The following is a 21,698-nucleotide window of genomic DNA, read 5'->3' on the forward strand; positions in this document are numbered from 1 at the left end:
CTTATAACGATTTCATGATCCGAACTTTACGCAGTAAAAAACCCGTGCAAATCCGACCAACGTCGAAACAGAAGTAGAGCGCTTTAGTCTTTGAATGGTCGATGGCGAAGTTGTAGCGGACGCGCAGGTTCGTGGGCGATTTGATCGATGTAAAGCCGTCGATAAACTCTTTCAGGGTTACTTTGCGCTCAACCTGAATGCCCGTTGCCTTCACGAATTCATAGACCACGCTGGGCACATTAACAATGAGTCGATAGCCTGCTTTCCGTGCCCGCACCGAAAACTCGATGTCAGACATGTAGTGGATGTATTTCTTGGAGTCGAACAGCCCGATTTTGTCGAAAACCTCCATCGGGATCAGCGTTCCCCGGCCCGGCAGCGAGTGCGATTCCACATAGGATGTACGCGATGACAGTTCCCGGTAACTGTTGTGGTAATCTTCCGATAAGTGCCGGCCCCCCGCCGTATACAGCTCAAAGGCCGCGCCGGCGTACTCCAGTTTTTCGGGATTATCGCTGTCGACACTAACCGAGCCGATCAGGCAGGGCTTGTGTTTTCGATAGGCATCCAGCATGGTTTGCAGATAATCGGGAGCCACACGGGTGTCGTCATTGAGGGTTAATACGAAACTTTCCTGGCGTTTGTCCTGCTGTTTCTGGGCGTAACGGATGCCCCAGTTGGTAGCTTCTGTCCACCATAAGTTGCCATCTCCTTTTAACACAACGACCTCCGGAAATTCCTGGCTGATCATGAGGTCGGTACCGTCAGTCGACCCATCGTCGACCACGATAATCTGGAAGTTTCGGTACGTCTGAACAGACAGGCACGCCAGGCATTGCCGGGTAAACTCTAAACGGTTGTGGACAGGGATAACAATACTAATCATAGAACTTGTTGAGTTTTAGTCGATACAAAAGGGCGTAGGGACGTATCCGATGACTCGGTAATGTCCACTGTGATATACTCATCGTCTGGGTACTCTTCATCCGGGCGTTTGAGGGCGTAATACATAGCCAGGCCAACAAAACCCCAGAAAAATACGGGCAACTGATACGAGACACCGTAGACCAGACCGCTGATAAGGAAGCCGAATAGCACGGTCTGCTCGGTGGTAAATGTCTTGTTTCGGCGATACATGATCAGCAACGTGCCGAGGATAATCAGCAGATTGATGGCCAGGCCAACTGCGCCGTAGTTATACAGCATGTCGATGTACTGCGAGTGAATGATGGTTCCTTTTTCGGGGAAGTCTTCGTTCACCATAATCTCGCCCCGGTCGTAGCCTTCATAGCGCCAGCCCAGCAATGGTTTGTCGGGAATCTGGCTCAAATAATACTCCGATTGCTCAAGCCGCCAGCTTCCGGTGTTGTCTTCTTTAGGGTCGAGAATTCCCCCGATGTTTTCCAGAAAGGCATCGACTTTATTGCCCGGCATCATGGCCAGGGCCGGAGCCAGCAGAATGAGCAAAATCACAAACGTACCCAGCGTACGACCCACGGGAAAACCACTCGTTGACAGTTTGCCCACCATCGACAGGCCCGCCACGACACCAATGGCCACAATCGCAGCCGAAATCACGGAACGGTGCAGCAGAAATACGATTAAGGCGAAACTAAATAAGGTTAGCAGCAGATCGGGAACTTTGCGATCTTTCAGATACATCAGCAAGTAGTACAGGCACGGAATAACCAGATACAGAGCCTCGTTTGAGGTCACCGTCCGGCTCTCGGAGGTGAGGTTGTAGCTGAAAATCTGGCCCAGAAACAATTGATTGATGACGTAAAAGGCGAAGATCAGGTAAACCGCGTACTTGATCTTCAACGGGCCCGCCTGTGTAGCGACCACATAGGCCAACAGGGCAAGGCCACAATACGCAAATCGCTTGATGACGAAATACGAGTATACAAATTGCCCGTATTCATACTTCGATTCAAGTACCAGCCCAATGACGCCTAACCCCAGCAGCCAGGCTACCGTTTTGTAGAGCGGTGGTTGCCAGAAGTAACAAACGATCAGGGCAAGAATGCCAATCAGCGTTGTTCCGCTAACGGCTTTATCCAACAGAGGATGGAGCGAATTCCCCCCATAAATGAGGGCACTCATCCCAAAGAGGAGCATAAAAAGTACGAATCTATATATCCAGGTTATCATACCGTCAGGGCTGTTGATTCGTGGGTGAAACTTGCTTCCTGCCGGTTCATAACATCCCGGTAAAAAGTAAGGTGTTTATCGATCATGATATCCATTCGGAACCGTTCACGGGCGTACTGCATTTGCCGATCCGCCAACTGTTGCCTATCGGCTGGATGCTGATAGCGTAAAATGGCCTCAGCCAGTTCTGAAGCGGTCGCTTTGGCGGACAGTAGTCCCGGCTTCTGGCTATCGAATTGTTCGGGGATGCCTCCCGTGGCCAGGGCCAGTACGGGCGTTCCGGCCGAAATGGCCTCGGTGATGGTGTATCCCCAGGATTCATTAGCGGCCGTATGCACATACAGGCTAGCCTGTTGCAGGAAGCGTGTAACGTCCGATTGAAACCCCAGGAATGAAACAAGACCCTCCAGACCTTTTGCCTTCACGAGCGCTTCCCACTCCTGCCGTTTAGGGCCATCACCGAGCAGCAGAATCTGGAAATTAGTAAAGCCCTGCTTGCGTAATTCATCGGCAGCATCGATGAGCAACCGTTGGTTTTTTCGGGGCTCAATGGTGCCAATATTAACAATCGTCAAAGGCCCTTTATCCTGCCGGGGTAATACGGGTGGAAACGTAACGCCGTTGTGAATAACGGTACAGACGGCCCCCTGCGGGCGTAAAAAAGCAGAAGTGCGCTTAGTATACCCGGAGACCGTAATAAAGGCGTCCTGCTGTTTGAACAGGTAAGTAAACCAGTCGGTTAAACGTTGGTCGGTCCAGGCATTGAGTTTGTACGCTTCCCGGTATTCAGCTATTGGGTTGTCGTTGAAGTGACAAGTAGTGATCACCCGCACCTTACGCAATAAACCAATGGCAGCTGCCGCCCCGGACGTAGTATCCTGCGCATGGACGATATCAAATGAACCTGAATTTTTTAGCCGAACCGATGCCCATATGCTGATGAAACTTTCCAGCTCCAAATAAAGCGCTCGGCCGTTCTGACCAAATAAAGCCGCAACCCGGCGTAATAGACCAAACGTCTTTTTGACAAGGAAAGGCGCATCGGCCGGGGTTATGAGCTGGACAGAGTCTACCCGGCCCGGCAACTCGGCCAACAAGCGATTGTAATGCGCTGTGACGCCCGTGCGGGAAGTTTGAGTGGCCGTTGAAACGAGTAAAACTCTCATACTGAACAGATCTTTTTTATCGGCTGCTAAGGTTGTTTATTCAGAAGTCGGTACAGTTTCAGGGTGAGAATACTGCCGGGTTTCTTACGGAAATTATTGAACAGGCTGTCGAGAGCCGCTTCGCTGTATAGCAGGAAATTATACAGCTTGTTGTTATGGCTGGTTACGGCCTGCCCTAGGGTAGCCCGGATGGACCATCGCAGAAAAACGAGTTTGCCGTATTTGTCGCCGTGGATATTTTGGAATACCCGGCGCTGATTTCGTACGGCATAATACTGCTTCCAGGCACCTGGCCAGGGGATACCATCCCGATCAAAGGAAGGTGGGTGATAAAATTTGGAGCGGGGCACGGTGACAACCGGATACCCCATTTTCTGGACGCGGGTCATGTACTCCACCTCGTCGCCCCAGATGAATAATTTCTTGTCGGGCAGGCCAACGTTTTTAACCACTTCAGCACTAATCAGCGTGCCGTTGAAAAAGAAGGCGACCCCATAGACCAGGTCAAAGGGCGACATATCCGCCACTTTGCGGTAGTTGCGGTTAGGCCGGTCTACGTAAAAAGCTAATTCGCTATGATCCTTATTGCTGACCGAGACGCAGTTTTTTATGCAGGGGCCAATATTGGGCGCCGTCATTAGGGTTTCCAGCGCATCGGGCGCGGCCAGGCAATCGTCGTCCATGCACCACAGCCAGTCGTATCCGGCCTGATAAGCCGTATCGATACCCGTTGCAAAGCCACCCGCTCCGCCCAGGTTTGCCTGAGTGGTGATCTGAAGGCCGGTTTGTTCGGCCAGCCATTTGTCGGTCCCGTCGGTACTGCCATTATTGATGACAAAGATGGCATCAAGCGGGTGCGTTTGCGTCTGCAGACTAACGATGCATTTTTTGAGGTCTTCGAGCCTGTTATAGGTCACAACCACGGCGGCTACTGTTGCCATTGTCAATTCGTTCGTTTAAAAAGTGTGGCTAATCGGGCCTGCGTGAACTGAACAGCTTCCCGGAAGTAAGCCAACTGAATGACTTGTATGCCCTGATTGCGCAGGTAGAGGTACATGGATAAGGCAATGAAGGCTTCGGCCGATACCCAGGCATAAGCCGCCCCCACATAGCCCATTTTTTGAATCAGTACCGCGTTGACCACCAGGCCAACAACGGACCCAAGAGCGGTTATCCGGAAGAACGCTTTGTCCATTCGCAAATTGAGCATAGTATGCATGCCCAGCAGATTACTGATCCCAATCATGATCGGTAACAGTGACACAATCCGTAATACCGGAATGGCACCCTGAAACGTAGCTCCGTAGAATAAAGTGATAAAGACCGGAGCAACCAGCCATAACCCCAGCGATACCAGGACCATGCAGGTCATTAAGGGGAAAAATGTTATTCGAACAACGTGCAGGCCATTTTCCCGGCTGGCGCCAAACGCACTGGCAACAATGGGAAAGAATGCCTGATTCAGCCCCATCGTAACAAAGGAACGCGAGATACTTTCGAGCCGGGTGCCCGCCGAAAAAATACCTACGTCGTATGCATTGCTAAGCAAACCGAGCAGAAAGACCGTCGAGCCGGCATACAGAGTGATCATCACCGAGGAGAAAAACAGGGTACTGTCCTCCCGAAACCGATTGACTAACTGGCTAATCGTTGGCCAGGTGAATGTTAGTTTAAAGCGCCGTATGGCTACCGTAATGGCAATGATGCTGACCAGTACCTGCGCTACGCTAACAGACAGGTTCTGGTAAAAATAATCTTCAGGCTTCCGGATGAGCAAAAACACGGCCAGGGTGAACAAGGCCTTGACAACCAGATTGAAAACAGCCACCCGCCCCAGATCTTCCATGGCCTGATAAAGCCATACTGGAAACAGAACAATGCCAATACACGTGATGTACGTGCAGGTGTGCAGCACAATATGCGACCGGAACTCGGGAGTGAACCACGTGATTCCCATAAAAATTAGAGTCGATAAAACCCACAGCAGGGCTTTCCCGGCAATAACCTCGCTGAAGGCCCGATTCACCAGCGCTTTATCCGTTCGGTTGGCCGCAATCGTTCGAACGGCGGCCATATCGAATCCGTAATTGATCAATAGCGTGAAGTAGGCAACGTAAGCCTGCGAAAAATTCAGCAGACCCAGGCGCTCCGGCCCAATGATGCGAACGACATACGGTACGGTCAGCAGGGGCAACAGCATATTGGCCACGTGAACACTGAACAGCGACGCTACATTAATAGCAAACCGCTTCAGCACGGGCTTCGATAATGCCTTTGGCTTCGAGCTAGTCGAATCCACAGCGACCGAATCCACGGCGACCGAATCCAGCAGGGTCACATCGGCTATATCGACAGTTGCTGCCTGCTTGCTTACCATACTTTGATTGTTAGTTAAAGAGCTCAATTCGTGGCTATTCCAAAATAAACATACTCCAGGGGTTCGTCACCGGTCGCTTCGAGCCGATGGGGCACCCCCGCCGGAATCCTGACAAAAACACCGTGTTGCAGCGGAATCTGCTGATCGGCAACCTCATAAACACCCTCGCCCTTCAGGAAAAAGAAGCACTCTTCCATTGTTGCGTGGGCATGTAGCTCGCAGTAGTCCGCCTTTGTAAATGTGCCATACGCTACCTGCGTCACATTCGTTGGCGTATCACTATTCCGGAGGAAAACCTGCTTCGCACCCTGAGCATGAGCGGTAAGCTCGCGCTCAAGGTGCATAAGGGAGGCCGTGATCCGTTCCATTAGGCTTCTACTGGTTCGAGTTCTTTCTTCTGGATCTGTTCCGAAATCCAGTCGTAGGTTTTCTCAACACCTTTCCGTAGGGGAGTCGAGGGAGCCCAGCCTAATTTCTCGGTAATCAGGTGGTTGTCGGAGTTACGACCCCGCACACCTAATGGACCCGGAATGTTGTTGATCGACAGGTTTTTGCCCGAAATGTCGATGACCATTTTAGCGAAGTCGTTGAGCGAGATCATCTCTTCCGACCCGATGTTTACCGGACCCGAAAAATCAGAACTCATCAACCGGCGGATACCTTCCACACACTCGTCTACGATCAGGAACGAACGGGTTTGTTTGCCATCACCCCAGATTTCGATCGAACCACCATCTTCGGCCATTGCCACTTTGCGACAAACGGCAGCGGGTGCTTTCTCGCGGCCACCATCCCAGGTACCCATTGGTCCGAAGATGTTGTGGAAACGGGCGATGCGGGCTTCGATACCGTGATTCTTCTGATAAGCCAGGAACAACCGCTCCGAGAAGAGTTTTTCCCAACCGTATTCGCTGTCCGGATTGGCTGGATAAGCCGACTCTTCCGAGCATTTTGGGTTGTTGGGGTCCATCTGGTTGTGCTCAGGATACATACAGGCTGATGACGAATAGAATATCCGTTTCACGCCTTTATTCTTGGCTGCTTCGAGAACGTTCAGGTTACAGAGCACCGAGTTGTGCATGATGGCAGCATCGTTTGTACCCGTGAAGACAAACCCTGCCCCGCCCATATCAGCCGCCAACTGGTAGATTTCGTCCAGATCTGACGTGATCACCTCGTCGGCTACTTCCGGGTTTCTTAAATCGCCGATAACGAACTCATCGGCGTTGGTGTTGCCGTATTCGTTTTCTTTTACATCGACTCCACGAACCCAGTATCCTTCAGATTTGAGTCGGTTTACAAGGTGACCACCAATGAAGCCACCAGCACCACAGACGAGAGCTTTTTTCATAATTGTTGATTCGCCGAAGCGGTTGTTTGTTTAATGGGTGAGAAAAATTCTTTTACATTAAGGATTATAAACAGAGGAACAATTTCTAAGTATCTCTTATAGAGCCGTTTGGGTTCTGACATTAGCCGGAATAGCCACTCCAGTGACATACGTTGCATCCAGCTTGGCGCCTGCTTGACCCGGTCCGTGTGGAAGTCGAAGGCCGCTCCAACTGTCACAATGAAGTTGACATCGACCCACTGGGCCAGCCGCCGGGCAAAGCGTTCCTGCTTGGGTGTACTCAAACCAATCCAGACGATGTTGGCTCCCGATCGGTTGATCTGCTCGCCCAATGCCTGAAACTCCTGATCCGACATTTCCCGAAAGGGCGGACAAAACGTACCGGCCACCTGGTAGTTGCCAAACTTCCGGCCAACGGCCTGTTTCAACTCCTCAGCTACTCCTTCCTGACCGCCACACAGGAAATGTTTGATCGACTTATCGGCGCTGCTTTCAAATACATATTTGAAAAAGTCGGGCCCATAGCAACGGGTCATTTGTTTGGCCCCTTTGAGTTTGCCAACCCAGACGCCGGGCATGCCATCGGGTAGATTCCAGTAGAACGAATCGAGGACCGACTTAAACTCCGGCTCTTTGAAGGCCGTTACCAGGCCGTGGGCTCCGGTGGCACTGACGCACTTATTCTGCCGGGTAGCGGTTGGCTGGCACTGCTGGATGATGTCCTGAACTGCTGAGGGCAGACCGGCATCATAGAGCTGCACTTGTAGGACTTTTGTCATGGTGATGGACTATTTACGCGTTAAGGAGATGGATCTACCAGGCATTTTTGTTGCCTTTGATGGCGGCCTGTACGGTCCACCAGCAGATTTTGGCATCCAGCCGGGTCGATTGACGACGGATGTACAGATGGTCGTAGCGAACCCTGACTTTCATTTTATACAACTCGGCTGTTTCGCCACGGGCACCTCTGGCCTGCGCCAGTCCGGTGATACCGGGCCGAACGGTGTAGCGTTCCTTATAGCCGGGCAGCGTATGCCAGTGCTGGGCATCGAGCGGAATTGGGTGCGGCCGTGGCCCCACAATGCTCATATGGCCCGCCAACACATTCAGAAACTGGGGCATCTCGTCCAGATTCGTTTTGCGTAGAAACTTCCCGATGCGCGTCACGCGCATGTCGTGCTGGGTTGCCTGATGAAATTCGGCATTCCGGTCGTAGGTCATGGTCCGGAATTTCAGACAGGGAAATACCCGACCGTTGCGCCCAGTGCGGGACTGCACAAAAATGGCTGGTCCCGGCGAGGTTAACTTGATCAATAGAGCTAGTATAGGTATAAGCCAAATAAGAATAGAGGCCACAACGATACTCGCAATCAATAAGTCAAATCCCCGCTTTTTAAGGCTCCTGAGCACACGCTTCGTTGTATAAGGCCTAGCCTCATCATCGTAGCTTAGATATAAATGAAATGTTTTTCCGTTGGTAGAAGCCTGCATGATCGTGTCTATTTACAGGTATGGATGAAGAGTTGCCTTAGGTATCATCCGAAGTAAAACCGCCTTCATGGCGTCAATGGTCTTACCGGTACGAGTAACTGTTCTTGTAGCCATTGTTGAAATGATACCCATGACCACTTCCAACGGCGTTCAGAATGATGCGCATGTTCTGGAAGCGCTGCTCACGGTGAAGCATGTCCAGAATTTTCAGGCTTTCTTTCGGCGTTACGCCATGACGGACGACAAACAGGGTGGCGTCGGAGTAAGGAGCAATGGCCTGTGCGTCGGTAACGATACCAATTGGGGGGGCGTCAATGATCACATAGCGGAACTTCTCGCGCAATTCACCGATCAACTGTTTCAGGTTAGGCCCACTCAGTAATTCCGAAGGATCTGGAGGAAGAGGTCCACTTGGAATAATAAAGTAATTCGGGTAACCCGGAACGGGTTTCAGAATATCGGCTAACGTCGCTTCTCCGTTCAGATAGGTGCTGATCCCAACTGAATTGTCGATGTCGAACAGTTGGTGCAGGCGAGGTAACCGCATATCCATTTCCAGAATGACGGTTGGCTGTTTGAGCAAAGCCATGCTCGCGCCCAGGTTCATCGAAATAAAGGACTTGCCCTCGCCACTGATGCTGGACGTAAATAAGAGCACTTGGCTATCGTCCATCTCACCTTTGCCAATGTACAGGTTGGTGCGGATGGTCCGGATCTGTTCGGCAATCACGGAGCGGTTGTTGGGCCCAACGATCAGCACATCGCGCTGCCGCTTGCTCATGATCTCACCCAGAATAGGCACCTGCGTAACGTCTTCGACATCGCCCCGGCGGGATACTTTGGTGTTCAGAGCGCCCTTGCCCGCAATCGCGGCTGTAGGCAGTAACAGACCGACCAGTCCGAAGAGGGCGTAGATAACAATGCCTACTGGCTTCACAGGACTGAGGCTACTTTTCGCTGCGTCGATTGTCCGGCTGTCCGAAATGGCAGCCGCAAAGGTAACGGCCATCTCTTCGCGCTTCTGGAGGAGGTAGGTATACAGGTTGTTTTTGATCGTCTGCTGGCGGGTGATGTCCATCAGTGCACGTTCCTGTTTAGGGACGGTTTTGATCACATTTTCCAGTTTTTCGTTCTTCGCCACATACTGTTCCTTCGAACTGGTCAGCATGGACTTCATGGTCCGAATGTTCTGGTCGATGTTATGCTTGGTGTTTTTGATCTGGTTATCCAGCGATTGCAGTCTTGGGTTTTCATCCCCGCTAGTCTGCCGGATTTCGTCGCGTTGCAGTTCGAGCTGCGAAAGCTTGTCAATTTGATTCAACAGAACCGGATCACTGATGCCAACCGTGGCTGGTGTGCTACCACGCTTGTCTGATTGGGTGCTGATGAAGTTTTCCAGATCGTTGAGCACCGCCAGTTGGATGTTCACTTGGTTGAGCTGAGCGTCGTTCTGTTGGGTTGTTTGCAGAAACGATTGCGCCTGAGCACTCAGATCGGTGATACCCATGGTCGATTTGTATTGCTCCACATTGCGTTCGACCGAAGACAGTTCGCCCGATACCATACGAAGCCGGTTTTCAACGAATCGGAGGGTATTGGATGCTACCTTGTTTTTGTCGGCAATAGCGGCCTGGTTGTATTCATTGATCAGGCTATTCAGCACGGCCTCACCCTTTTCAGGAACGGCGTCTTCGAGCGTAAGGTGAATGACAGTCGAAGTTTTGCTGGTTGGCTCGGTTTTTAACTTATCCAGATACATGCCAACGGCAGCCGCCTGGGGCATCACCTGAACGGTTATAGGCTCGCTCTTGCTACTAACGTCTTTCCGGGTCAGCACACGAAGCTGGCCGTAGGGCGTCTTCAGGCGCTGGTTAAGCGGATATGTCTTATCGTTAATTCGTACCGTTTCTGCATTCACGAACGAAAGAGCCAGCGGAGTCTTGTACAGACTTGGATCTGCTTCTTCAACCAGCAGCCAGACGGGTGAATCGGCGTAGATTTCCCGTTTCCCGAATTTCGTTTTCCGGAAATACTGACTGTCCAGGTGCAGGTTCGTCACGACCCGGTCCATCAGAGTGGACGAATGCAGCACTTCGAGTTCGTTTTCGACCACCTTTTTAGGCGAGTATACCTCCAGTTCTTTCAGAGGGTTATCCTGACCACTTCCTCTCTTTTCATCCTGCAGCAAGAGGCTGGCCTGAATCTTGTAAATCGGTTGTTTGTACAGTAGGTATACGTAGGCGCCAGCCAGGGCTAAACCTACCGATAAAACAAACCAGGGCCAGTAGCGGAGGTATGGCAGTATATGTGTCCTGAGCACCGAACTGCCGGAATCGACAACTTGGTAGGGAACATATGATTGAGATGACCGTGAATTCATAAATAAAGAAAATTACGTTGAGAGTTGTGAGTAATTTTGGTTAACGCCGGGTTGCGATAATGGCTATCAGAGACAGAATACCGGTGACTACGGGGGTGAGTTGGTAGGCTCTGTCAACGCTGGTTACGCGGGCTTTTCCTGGTTCTATGTAAACGACATCGTTAGGATGAAGCGAGTAGTAAGGCGAGCGAAAGGCATCCCGTCGAGTAAGGTCAAGACGGGCGAAAACACGTTTTGTCCCCTCTTCCCGAATGACAAGAACATTGTCACGGCGGCCGTAAATTGTCAGGTCACCAGCCAATCCTAAGGCCTCCGGTAAGGTTATCTGTTCATTTGGAATGGTAAATAAGGCCGGGCGGCTTACCTCACCGAGCACCGAAATTCTGAAATTCAGGTTTCGAACATTAACGGTTGGTTCTTTCAGATAACTTTTGAGCTTACTGGTAATGAGTTCACTTGCTTTGGTATTGGTCAGACCTACCACGCTCAACTGGCCAATAAGCGGCAGTTTGATGGTACCATCGTCGGCTACAGCATACCCTACCGTGCGGGCCAGTGGGTTAGCGATGGCGGTTACAGCGGTGGCCTCGGCCATAGAAACAGGGTTAAAATACGCTGATGCTTCGGCGTTGAGGCTACTCACCTGAACCGATAAGATATCGCCTTTTTTTATAGTTGGAATAAAGGGTTCAGCTATATTGACAGTATCATCAGTTGTGGTGGCCCCCTGAAAATAAACCAGCTTTTTGGCCGATGTACAGCCTTCCAGTGATACTACAGACAGGGTAATGGCCAATATGCTTATCCAATGGGTTAGGTGTGGTGTTATGCTCTTTTTGCTCATTCGTGCGTATGGCTTGGTAATCCTAATTAGTATAGTGAATAGGTTTAACCTAATTTGACAATCAATACTCGTTCGTACGTCCTTTTTGCGGTACTATACTTTTGGTAAGTTAATTTGACTGATAATCAGATTAATTGTGTTCTACAGTTTTATACCAAAAGAGGCCTGTAGCGTGTACTGTTGAAGTACTAAGAAGATGGGTGCACGGTGGAGCACATAGCGGATGAACTTAACGATCGTCCGTTGTACTATTATAACTCGAAAGTAGAATGTTGATTTATGAAGACAAAGGATTTCTCAATTCACTACCTTCTTTGGCTTGTAAACAAATTCTTTGTATTGGTTATTGTTTTGGCTTTTGTAGTAACAAATTAGACTGGTTGTAACGTCTAGAGTAATAAAAATATGGGATTCATATCATGTATTCTATAAAGCAATCAAGTAATACCTGTTAAGAAATTAACTTCTTATTTTGCCTGTTTATAGGGATAGTTATATCATTGATAGGAATAGTTAAAAATAAACTCTAGCGCTTTATAAATACGGATTTGTATTATTACCAGATGACGCATGTGTTACTTTTTACATAAGTAAGGTTGACTCAATCTATCCCCGGTAGCATACTTCACTCAATCGTCAATCAGACGTGTTTCAGCAGCTAAATGCAAACTGCCCGTCAGCAACAGAATACCGACGGGCAGGACAAGAAAAGAATGTTTAGCACGATACCTAGTCAGAAATAACCAGATATACAGCCATTGAAACGGTTGCCGTAAGCTGCTTTTTAAGGGATCGGATTGCCGGCCCCGTCGTAGTTCATAGACGCCTTGCAACTAGCGCCCAGCACAGCGTCATAGGGCTTTCCGCCCACTCCCTGGATCAGTTTGTTACCCGTCAGGACATTGTTTGTTGCTTTGCTGCCGTACGCCAGAAATGTAGCCTGATTGACCGCGTTCGTTTTGTTCGAAATGGTATTGTTGGCGAACGTGTTATTGGGAGAGTTGTCACAAATGATGGCTTTGGTAGCTGAGCTCTCGATTACGTTGTCGGTAAAGGTGCCGCCCGCCGTCGAAGAGAACAACTCGATCATTCCCGTCATTTTGAGTACGTTCTTGGTGAACTGAACGGTTCCTCCATTGAAGAGCTGAATGCCTCCTGTGCACAGGCCAACTGTCGAGTTGCCACTGATAACCATGCCGCCCACGATCGAACCATTACCGCCACCGTCGTTGGACCCTTCGAGGAATTTATCGAATACACCTTCAAATTTGTTATTCGTGATCGTCACATGCTGAGCCGCCCCAGCTATTTCGATCCCAAACAGGCTACAGTTTTTTATGTAGTTGTTATCCACCGTAAGCTGATCCAGCGGCCCGGACAACGAGATGCCGAAGTGACAATTGTAGAACGTATTGCCACTCACAACGATGTTTTTTCCCGCGTAAACATTGAAGTTGTCATGATTGAAAATCTCACAAGCCATACGTTTGGCCTGTACGGTGTTATTGCGAACGATGATATTCGAGGCCGTTCGTCCGGCCTGAATTTTTAGCGTAAGCCAGTTGGTGCTGTCCTTGGCTGCGCTGTCATCTCCGTTACAGTTCTGGATCGTTAGGTTCGACACGGATGGGCCATCAATCGAAATGGTACCATAGTTGCCAACCTCCTGCGAGGATACCACCCAGCTTAAGCCATCAATCATCACATTATCCAACGACGCATTAGGATCTGTTGCGCTGACAAGTGCTCCCAAAGAAACATGGGATTTGGGTAGCCGGATAATTGCTTTGCCAGGATTAGCCCGTAAGGTCAAATTACTTCTCAGGTTCGCATTGGTGATCTGAGTGTAGGTGCCATCTGGAATAGTAATGTCATCGGTAGCGGTTATAGCTACCTGCAACTCAGGGCCGATGTCATCGTCGGATTCCGTTATGCCGAACCAATACCCGTTGGCTGATCCAGTGAACTCCCGTTTGTATCGATAGCCTTTAATCGTGACCAGCGTGATGCCCATATTGTCGGTACTGGTATGGTCGGTCTGGTCCAGTTTGAACACGCCCTCTTTGCCCGCGTCCGTGATCCGGATGCGCGTAGGAACCGAACTCGCCGTGAAGGCTCTGACCTGAGCAATCGATAGCGCATCTTCGCGTTCAACGAAGACATCCGGTTCCGGATCGGATGGTTTGCAATAGGCCAGGACGGTGAACGAAGCGACCAGCATCATGGATTTAAAAATGCCTGAATATGTCATTACGATGAGCGATCTAAAAATAAATAGGGGTAAAAAAACGCCCCGCTAAACACTAACGGGGCGGGTAGAACAGGGTTAACGCATGCCAGCAAGCGTTTTTAGTCGGTTAAAAATCCGAATTGGAACGCTGTATCGGCGAAGCGTCTGTTGCTGGTAGTACTCCGTAGACTGAACGATTCTGGGAAGCGTAAAGACTCGTTGCGTCCCATCATCCAACTGGGTTTTGTAGCGGTTGTAAATATTGGTGTGGGTAGCCTCTTCGCCAAAACCGATATTTTCAACTTTCGAAATAGTTGGATAAACGGTTAAGCCGTTGTTTTTGAAGCGGTTAAAGCAGAAGCGGATATCCCACGCATCGGCCCGCCCTTCCATCTGATCGCGGAGCATACCCAGTAGGTCGGAGCCACCCTGCATGAACAATCGCTGTTCGGCTTTGTCTTGCGTAAAAGCCGGGTAGTCGGCCATATCCCAATCGATCGACTGCCAGCGGTCGGCCCAGGTAGCCCATCCCCAGGGACTATGCCGGGGAATAAAGTAAGCATCCGATTCATGATTTGCTGGTTTCTGAAATGGAAATGTGTACCCCGCGACGGAATAAACCCGCTTGTTCTGGGCATACTGACGTAAGCCCTGATTCATGAAGTCCAGAAAATTAGGCGACGTTACCAAATCATCCTCGACAATGATAGCCGTGGGGTGGTTGGCCAGCACCTGAGAGATACCTCGGATAACCGAATTAGCACAGCCGATGTTAGTCTCCGCGTAGTCCCGATGGATGGTTTTAAAGCCTGAAATGGCATCCAGCAGGTGACGAACCTCTGCTACTTTGGGGGCATCCGCCGGGCGCTTTGGCGCATCGGCAAAAATGTACAGATCACTTTCCGAAGCTAAATAATTGGCTTCAAGAGCTTGGATGGTTGCCTTTAATTCATGGGGACGCTTGTAGGCAAATAGAATTACCGGTGCATTCATATAATAAACGGTTGAGTAAACTAAGTTTTTGTTGGCGTAACTAAGCCAGTTCGTTGCGAGTGTGCTGGGTGAATTAAGGACCTGTTCGTACGTTGGTGATGCTGCCTATTAGAAAATAATATGCTTATGTAGCGAGTAAGTACTTGTATCGGGCCGATCAATCGCTACGTGGCGATATGCCCAAACGTGACGAGTTGACGCGTAATCACCTGATCGATCCAGCGACATCGTCCCGCTATACTAGCTGGGCTTCGACATCAAGGTAGGTGTTGTTCAAGTAAGGTTAGGAACTGGTAGCTTGCCCAGTTTATGAGAAGTAACGGTCGGAAAGCGATGCGCCTGTTGAGGCCGCCTACCGTTATATCTACTATAAAACTAAAGGGGGAGTTTGCTTAATCAAAAAGCAGAAGCTGATATGAGAAGTAGCAATATTAAACTAAACTGCCAGCTGTATGAACGTATTCGGTTGTATGATGATACCTTATTTATATATAGTTGAATACGGTAACATTTATATAGAATGACCTTGGTTAGAAATGTAATTATTCTCAGTTATACCAGCTAAGAAATTAACTCGATTATCTGTACAATAAGTGCTTTATTTCTGAGATGAGTGCTTAATTTCGTATAGAAATTCAGGAACGCAATTATGGATAATATGTGAACGAATATTCCACAGAAAAAGCCATAATGAACCAGGCTACGAGGTAGCACCTGACTTCTGGAATGGAAATGAACCTAATTTACCTTACACCTCTTCAGAAGGCGATTGATGTTCGTTTGTTAGCGAAAGCTGGGTAGCCGTATACTCCAGACGGTCTCGCGAAACAGGGATGCGCGTGTTATCGGCTAATCGTATCCAGCCGGACCGGCCTTTTTTTTGACTGAACTCCTGAACGTAAGAAGGATTGATGATGGCCGAGCGATGAACCCGAACAAAGTCCAGATTTTTTTCAAACCAATGAAGCGATTGGGTAATTAATTTAATGGAACCGTCCTGAAAATGAACTCGAGTATAGTTAGCATCTCCTTCCAGCCACGTAATGGATTGAACCAAAACCGCCGGCGAGTGGCCGACTAGTTGAATAGTTTTCATAGAGAGTTTGTTGAGTTGGTTTTATATACGTAGTGCCTTTACGTTCGGTTTTCAAACAAATCGCAAGAACCGTTCAGAACACCACTACCTACTCGTCTGATTCTAAGCCGGAATTTTACTCATTTCAAGCCAGTTTATTCATGTGTTTACCGAGGAATTTACTATTCGGTACACAAAGTTAAGCTGTCGTTCCAGACCTGAATTGTCGGGTACACATCGGGCCGTTAGTGCCGTAAGAGCCTCTTTAATCCATAGAACTTACATATGCCTATTAAACAGTCTGTTCAGGCGCGCATTCGAGCCGAAGACTTCCACGATAAGGCGTTTAGCTTCACGGTAGAGTCGGTAGTAGAAGACCTACCCGCAAGCCATAGAGATCTGGTCGTGACGGTATCGGATGGGTATTATATGACCACTTCGTTAACCAGCCAACCTCGTAGGGAGCAAGCCTTTGAACACATACAACAACTTAATCGGCAATGGGTTGCCAGCGGTACCGTTACCTTAGCGTATGTCGGGAATTACCCTAAAAATGGTGTACTAACAATCCAGAATTCAGCGGCAGAAACGGTCGTTTTACCAATTGAGGTAACAACCGCGCTGACCAGAAACCCCCAACTGACGATCAGTGAGTCCGAACTTTCGTTTACACAGACAGCGGGCGATAAACCCGCCTATCTGTTGTTGACGATTACGCAGCCACTCGTCGATACGCCCGTTACGCTTACAACCGATGCGCCAGGATATTTTCAACTGGCCAGCGATAGTCGCCCGTATTTTGGTTCCGCCTTAACGGTGGTGTCACCCGCCCCGAAGTTTCATGTGCATATTCGCTATGCTGCCAGTAAGCCAGGCTTGCATAAGGGACAATTGACGATTCAGACGCCTTATGATTCCCAGACGGTTGCACTTCAGGGTAGGCGGACAGGATGGCTGTCCAGGAAATCCGGGCTGACGGCATCCCTTAGCCAGCCGACACTGGAATCGTCTAACCCCGCCCGTCGGACCGGGAACTGGGTTGCCCTGGCGATACTCGTCGGTATAAGTGGGTTAGGGTATGCGGGCTACACCCACAAATGTCAGCTTTTTCCGAGTCTTTGTCAGGATACAACCCCAAAGACAACGCTGGTGAAAAACCCGTTGCCGTATGAATCAACAGCTTCCGGAAGCTTACCAGACAGTGGAACCAAAGCCGTTTATCATCCCGAAAGGGCGCAAAAAAATTTAACGCAGGTAATTGATTCGTTATCCCGGTTGCAGCACTCGTTTCCGGTTGATAAACCGGGTACAGAGCAGGCAACTGTCTCGTCGGAAGAGCCGACTGTCTCTACGCGCACGAATGTGCGTCGTCGGGAAGCTGGCAAAAAAGCTGCTGGTCAGACAGTAGAACGTACCCAGCCAAAGCCTACGTCTGCAAATGAAGAAAGTGAACTGGAAAAAGCGCTCAACAAGCCGCTCTGATCGTTAGGGTAGCTTAGATAAACAGCATCGGGTTGCCGCATTCGTAAGCAGCAACCCGATGCCAGTTGTGTAATAGAGAAACAAAAGTTAACGAAAGGCTCGCAGGCTATTCTAGCCTAAATTATTGTAACCTACAGCGTTAACAAGGCTCCATTTCTATCAAAGTTATTGTAGAATCTGTAGGTTGCTCCGTTTCCGGCGCCAATCAGGCTCCCGGAGCTTTTCACAATAATGTTGTTATAAAAAACATTATTCGTCGCTGTTCTGCCGTTCACAATAATTGTCAGCCAGCTGTTATTTACATTTTCATTGCTAATGTAATTCCCGGCAAATGTCAGGTTGCTCACATCATTGATCTGGATAACCTTATTTTCAGTGATACTGACAATCCTGTTATTAACAAACTGGGCGTTGTTCGTTGCCCCTGATAGATCCAGCAGACCAGTCATGGTCAGGAAGTTGTTCTCCATGAACATATTGTAGCCATTGCGGACCTGCCATTTTCCTGTGCACGTACCTACAGTTGCGTTGTCATAGACGTGCATGCCAGGGCTGCTGATGGTTCCATCGCCATCGTTTTCCCAGTTCCCGGCAAAAAGCGAAATAAACCGTCCCTCAAACCGATTGTTCCCCAAGCGGGCGTTGTGTAGCCAACCGGCAAACTCAATACCATAAGTCGGGCAGTCTTTCAGGTAATTACTGCTGACATCGACACCGTCGAACGAGCCAGCGACAGATATGCCAAAGCCACAATTTTCGAATCGGTTGTTTGTCACGTTGATGTCCTTGCCAAGATAGGGAACGGGCTGACGCTGGCTGATAAACTCGGCACCCATGCGCGCACCCGTCGCATAGTTATTGGTTATGACGATATTGTCGGTTACTTTTCCCGGCTGTACTTTCAGGAAAAACCAGTTCACATTAGCCGTTGGCGAAGTATGAACGCTGCGGCAGTTCTGAACGGTCAGGTTTTTAACCGAAGGGCCATCGATGGTGATGGGTCCGTACGAGCCTTCTACACGGGCTGTTGATGCAACGAGCCAGTTTATCCCATCGATTGTTACATTCTGCAGGTTTTGCTCCTGCCAGTAGTTCTGAAAAGAAATGTATTCATTTCCCGTCAATTTCAGCGTCACTTTACCCGGATTGGCCCTTATCGTTACATTGCTTCTGAGGACTACTTTCGTGAGCTGAGTGTATTCGCCATCTGGAATAACGACCAGATCAGTCGAATTAACTGCATTCTGAAGCTCTGGACCGATGTCTGGATCGGAAGTGGTTACGTTGAACCAGGCGGCATTGGCGGCTCCGGCATACACACGTTTGTAGCGAAGCCCATTGGCCGTAACTAAGGTGAGCCCTGTGTTGTCCTTGCTTTGTTTATCATTGACGTCCAAAGCGAAAACGCCCATTTTGTCTTCATCCGACAAGTAGATGCTGTCTGGGGTGGCCGCATTTCTAAGGCCCCTTAACTGCTCTATCGACATTCTTTTGAGAGAAGATGATTCCGCCCTCTTCAGGGCAGCTGTGGAATCTGGTTGAACATCCGAGCGATCACAGCCCATCAGCAAGAGGGGTGTAGTTACGGCTACTACACCACCCCAACGTACTAAATTGAACATAGTTTTTGTTAAAAAAGAGGAGTATTATTTTAAAAACGGAATCAAAAAATATTTATTATTCGGTAGTTTGTCCTGAATATTGATTTAATAAGTAGATGATATGGAAATTATTGGTATCTCTTTATGTTAAGTAGTATACATCAGGTGCTCTGAATTGTAACCGTTCCAACTATTCAGCGGTATCAGTGATCTCTGAAACAGCGTTTTACCGAGGCTTAGCAAGACACGTTCGCCAGCTAAGTTTTTCTTGTACAGGAAGGCGTGATTGGCTCAATACTCCGGCTAATTTTGTGCAATTAAAATTGGACTGCGGCCAGTAAGCCCCCAATGCAGTAAGGAGTTGAAAAAAGATAATAAATGGATTTTCATCAGCAACTTTTTGATCAGAACTCAAGCCTTGTAGATCAATGGACCCGTCACGAGTTTGAACAGTGTACGTTCAAAAACCTTGATTTATCAAAAGCGATACTGGCTAATACCAGCTTTACGAACTGCCGTTTTGAAACGTGTAATCTGGAAATGGCCGTGATCGAGGGGACTAAACTAGACGATGTCATATTCAGCAACTGCATCTTAAGATCGCTCAATTTTGGGCAGTGCAGCAGCTTCGGCTTTCATGTCGATTTTCAGGAGTGCCGCCTGGACTATACCAGTTTTTTGAGTCGTAACCTTAAGAAAACCCGCTTTGTGGATTGTTCGCTGAAAGAGGCCCGCTTTATGAGTTGCGACCTGAGCGGAGCATTATTTAAAAACTGCGACCTTGAACTGACTTTGTTTGCCAGTAATACCCTGACTCAGGTAGATTTCTCTACCTCCTATAACCTTACGCTGGACCCCGATGGGAATAAACTAAAGAAGACGAAATTCTCGCTTCATAGCTTGCCGGGTTTGTTGACTAAATACGATATCGTGATCGGGTAGCTATTTCTTACTGATGTAGGAATTGCCTTTCACGTAAAAGCGATAGGGCAAATCGGCGCCATGCGTCAGGCCAATGCGGGTGGTTGTAACCATATCGAAATCATGCAGAACGGGGCCACGAATTGAAATGGCTCCGGTAGTTAGCGATGAGAAGTTATGCTCGCTTCGGCTAATGCCCAGCGCAATGGTGAGTTTACCCGGCCCGTTGGCCAGATTACGTTCTCCATCGGCGGTTGTTGGGTCGATGGTGTTGTTACGATATCGGGCAAAGCCCGTTTTGAAGGCTTCGTTGCGTCGGATACCCATCAACTCAAGCCCTTCCGTTGGTTCGAGAGCGCGGATCAGGACGGCTTCGCCCACGCCCTCCGGCCCCGCTACGATATTGATGCAGTTGTAGTGATTGTAGATTTGGTAGACATAAAGCGTTCCCGCCGGACCAAACATAGCCGAATTGCGGGGCGTTTGCCGACGGTACGCATGGCAGGCCGGATCATCGATCAGGTAAGCCTCCGTTTCGACGATAATTCCCGCCGTGGTGCCTTCGTCGGCAGATTCATGCACCAGTTCGCAACCGAGTAAAAGCTGAGCAAGCGTTAGCGTATCGTGGTTCTGGTAGAAATCAAGAGGAAGTTTAGGCATACGTGCTAGATCACATTCATGGTCTGTTCCTTAATTTTCTCCAGTTCATCTTTCATTTGTACCACAAACCGCTGAATGGAGGAGTCATTGGCTTTGGAACCGATCGTGTTGATCTCCCGGCCAATTTCCTGCGAAATGAAGTTAAGTTTTTTGCCGTTGGCTTCTTCCGTGGCCAGTACTTCCAGAAAGTAGTTCAGGTGATTATTCAACCGGACTTTCTCTTCCGAAATGTCGAACTTCTCAACATAATAGACCAATTCCTGTTCGAAGCGGTTTTGATCGAAGGATTCACTGTCGAGCAATTCCCGCACCGAATTCCGCATCCGGTCGCGTACCGCCGGAATCCGCCGAACGTCATGTTCTTCGATATCGGCCAGCCGATCGGTAATGATCTGGATGTATTCCTGAAATTTACTTTCCAGAACTGCCCCGTCCTGCTTACGAAAGCCATCGCACCGTTGGATTGCTTCTTTCACGGCTGCCAGTACCGTTTCCCAGTCGGAAGAGTCAGCTGTCGTATCGTTCGATTCCGTAAGATAGGCATTGGGTTGCTGCAGGGCCAGTTGCAGGACATCGCTGTCTGGAATGCTCATCAGCATTGTATTGGCGGTTTCTTTAAGGTCCGAAACATAGGCCAACACCAGCGGCCGGTTGATGGTAACGCCGGGCCGAACGGCATTGACGCGAGTCAGGTTGAGCGAGAGCTCAACTTTACCTCGTTCTAATTGCTGCGTCAGTAAAGCCCGAAGTTCAATTTCCTTGTCGGAAAACTGGCGGGGCATCCGGCAATAAATATCCAGAAATTTAGAGTTCAGCGTTTTTACTTCCGCTGTCACCGACAGGCCACCAGCTTCCACCGTTGCGTTGCCGAAGCCGGTCATTGATTTAAGCATAATTTATCGTTTATATTTTTTAGTTTCCCGTTTAGAGTTGGCTGGCGGGTCCATAACGTTTGCGTCAGCCAGCCGTAAACGGG

Annotated in this window: 19 protein-coding genes; 2 read left to right on the forward strand and 17 right to left on the reverse strand. The window is 49.2% G+C overall.

Going from position 1 to position 21,698, the window contains the following annotated elements; translation table 11 throughout:
- Position 1: 1 nt before the first annotated feature.
- From SD10_RS05070 to SD10_RS05135, 14 genes are all read right to left on the reverse strand, one after another.
- Positions 2-886, reverse strand: a complete 885-nt coding sequence (locus tag SD10_RS05070; protein ID WP_046375972.1) for a glycosyltransferase family 2 protein — start codon at positions 884-886, stop codon at positions 2-4.
- Positions 883-2,103 (reverse strand): O-antigen ligase family protein, encoded by a 1,221-nt coding sequence (locus SD10_RS05075; protein ID WP_227699148.1) that lies wholly within the window; start codon positions 2,101-2,103, stop codon positions 883-885. Before SD10_RS05075 ends, SD10_RS05070 begins: the two co-directional genes overlap by 4 nt.
- A gap of 44 nt (positions 2,104-2,147) precedes the next feature.
- Positions 2,148-3,317, reverse strand: a complete 1,170-nt coding sequence (locus tag SD10_RS05080) for a glycosyltransferase family 4 protein (protein ID WP_046375974.1) — start codon at positions 3,315-3,317, stop codon at positions 2,148-2,150.
- 26 nt (positions 3,318-3,343) lie between these two features.
- A complete protein-coding gene (locus tag SD10_RS05085; protein ID WP_052731077.1) occupies positions 3,344-4,258 on the reverse strand; it encodes a glycosyltransferase family 2 protein in 915 nt (304 codons plus the stop codon).
- 2 nt (positions 4,259-4,260) lie between these two features.
- The gene (locus SD10_RS05090; RefSeq protein WP_082111524.1) at positions 4,261-5,694 is read right to left on the reverse strand and encodes a flippase; all 1,434 of its coding nucleotides are present in this window, start codon (positions 5,692-5,694) and stop codon (positions 4,261-4,263) included.
- Between the two features lie 23 nt (positions 5,695-5,717).
- Complete coding sequence (locus SD10_RS05095; RefSeq protein ID WP_046375975.1) at positions 5,718-6,062, reverse strand: cupin domain-containing protein; 345 nt, start codon at positions 6,060-6,062, stop codon at positions 5,718-5,720.
- Positions 6,062-7,045 (reverse strand): NAD-dependent epimerase/dehydratase family protein, encoded by a 984-nt coding sequence (locus SD10_RS05100; protein ID WP_046375976.1) that lies wholly within the window; start codon positions 7,043-7,045, stop codon positions 6,062-6,064. Before SD10_RS05100 ends, SD10_RS05095 begins: the two co-directional genes overlap by 1 nt.
- Positions 7,042-7,824, reverse strand: coding sequence for a WecB/TagA/CpsF family glycosyltransferase (locus SD10_RS05105; protein WP_046375977.1), 783 nt, complete (start codon positions 7,822-7,824; stop codon positions 7,042-7,044). The genes SD10_RS05100 and SD10_RS05105 overlap by 4 nt, the downstream gene beginning before the upstream one ends.
- Before the next feature lie 34 nt (positions 7,825-7,858).
- Complete coding sequence (locus SD10_RS05110) at positions 7,859-8,536, reverse strand: sugar transferase (RefSeq protein WP_046375978.1); 678 nt, start codon at positions 8,534-8,536, stop codon at positions 7,859-7,861.
- Positions 8,537-8,618: 82 nt separating this feature from the next.
- Positions 8,619-10,916, reverse strand: coding sequence for a GumC family protein (locus SD10_RS05115; protein WP_046375979.1), 2,298 nt, complete (start codon positions 10,914-10,916; stop codon positions 8,619-8,621).
- A gap of 40 nt (positions 10,917-10,956) precedes the next feature.
- Positions 10,957-11,760, reverse strand: coding sequence for a polysaccharide biosynthesis/export family protein (locus SD10_RS05120; RefSeq protein ID WP_052731078.1), 804 nt, complete (start codon positions 11,758-11,760; stop codon positions 10,957-10,959).
- A 784-nt stretch (positions 11,761-12,544) separates the two neighbouring features.
- Complete coding sequence (locus tag SD10_RS05125; RefSeq protein WP_046375980.1) at positions 12,545-14,011, reverse strand: right-handed parallel beta-helix repeat-containing protein; 1,467 nt, start codon at positions 14,009-14,011, stop codon at positions 12,545-12,547.
- 75 nt (positions 14,012-14,086) lie between these two features.
- Positions 14,087-14,983, reverse strand: coding sequence for a glycosyltransferase family protein (locus tag SD10_RS05130; protein ID WP_046375981.1), 897 nt, complete (start codon positions 14,981-14,983; stop codon positions 14,087-14,089).
- A 748-nt stretch (positions 14,984-15,731) separates the two neighbouring features.
- Positions 15,732-16,079: a LytR/AlgR family response regulator transcription factor gene (locus tag SD10_RS05135; protein ID WP_052731079.1), complete on the reverse strand. Its 348-nt coding sequence runs from the start codon at positions 16,077-16,079 to the stop codon at positions 15,732-15,734.
- Positions 16,080-16,343: 264 nt separating this feature from the next.
- Here SD10_RS05135 and SD10_RS05140 point away from each other — a divergent pair, with 264 nt between their 5' ends.
- The gene (locus SD10_RS05140; protein ID WP_046375982.1) at positions 16,344-17,540 is read left to right on the forward strand and encodes a hypothetical protein; all 1,197 of its coding nucleotides are present in this window, start codon (positions 16,344-16,346) and stop codon (positions 17,538-17,540) included.
- A 131-nt stretch (positions 17,541-17,671) separates the two neighbouring features.
- On the opposite strand, the gene SD10_RS05145 is transcribed toward SD10_RS05140, so the two are convergent.
- Positions 17,672-19,162, reverse strand: a complete 1,491-nt coding sequence (locus SD10_RS05145) for a right-handed parallel beta-helix repeat-containing protein (protein ID WP_148562382.1) — start codon at positions 19,160-19,162, stop codon at positions 17,672-17,674.
- 357 nt (positions 19,163-19,519) lie between these two features.
- Between SD10_RS05145 and SD10_RS05150 the strand changes: the two genes are divergently transcribed.
- Positions 19,520-20,083 (forward strand): pentapeptide repeat-containing protein, encoded by a 564-nt coding sequence (locus SD10_RS05150; RefSeq protein WP_046375984.1) that lies wholly within the window; start codon positions 19,520-19,522, stop codon positions 20,081-20,083.
- Here the strand turns inward: SD10_RS05150 and SD10_RS05155 are convergent, their stop codons facing one another.
- Positions 20,084-20,722, reverse strand: coding sequence for a DNA-3-methyladenine glycosylase (locus tag SD10_RS05155; protein WP_046375985.1), 639 nt, complete (start codon positions 20,720-20,722; stop codon positions 20,084-20,086).
- Positions 20,723-20,727: 5 nt separating this feature from the next.
- A complete protein-coding gene (locus tag SD10_RS05160; RefSeq protein WP_046375986.1) occupies positions 20,728-21,615 on the reverse strand; it encodes a YicC/YloC family endoribonuclease in 888 nt (295 codons plus the stop codon).
- Between the last annotated feature and the right edge of the window lie 83 nt (positions 21,616-21,698).

Source organism: Spirosoma radiotolerans (assembly GCF_000974425.1).
Lineage (GTDB): Bacteria > Bacteroidota > Bacteroidia > Cytophagales > Spirosomataceae > Spirosoma > Spirosoma radiotolerans.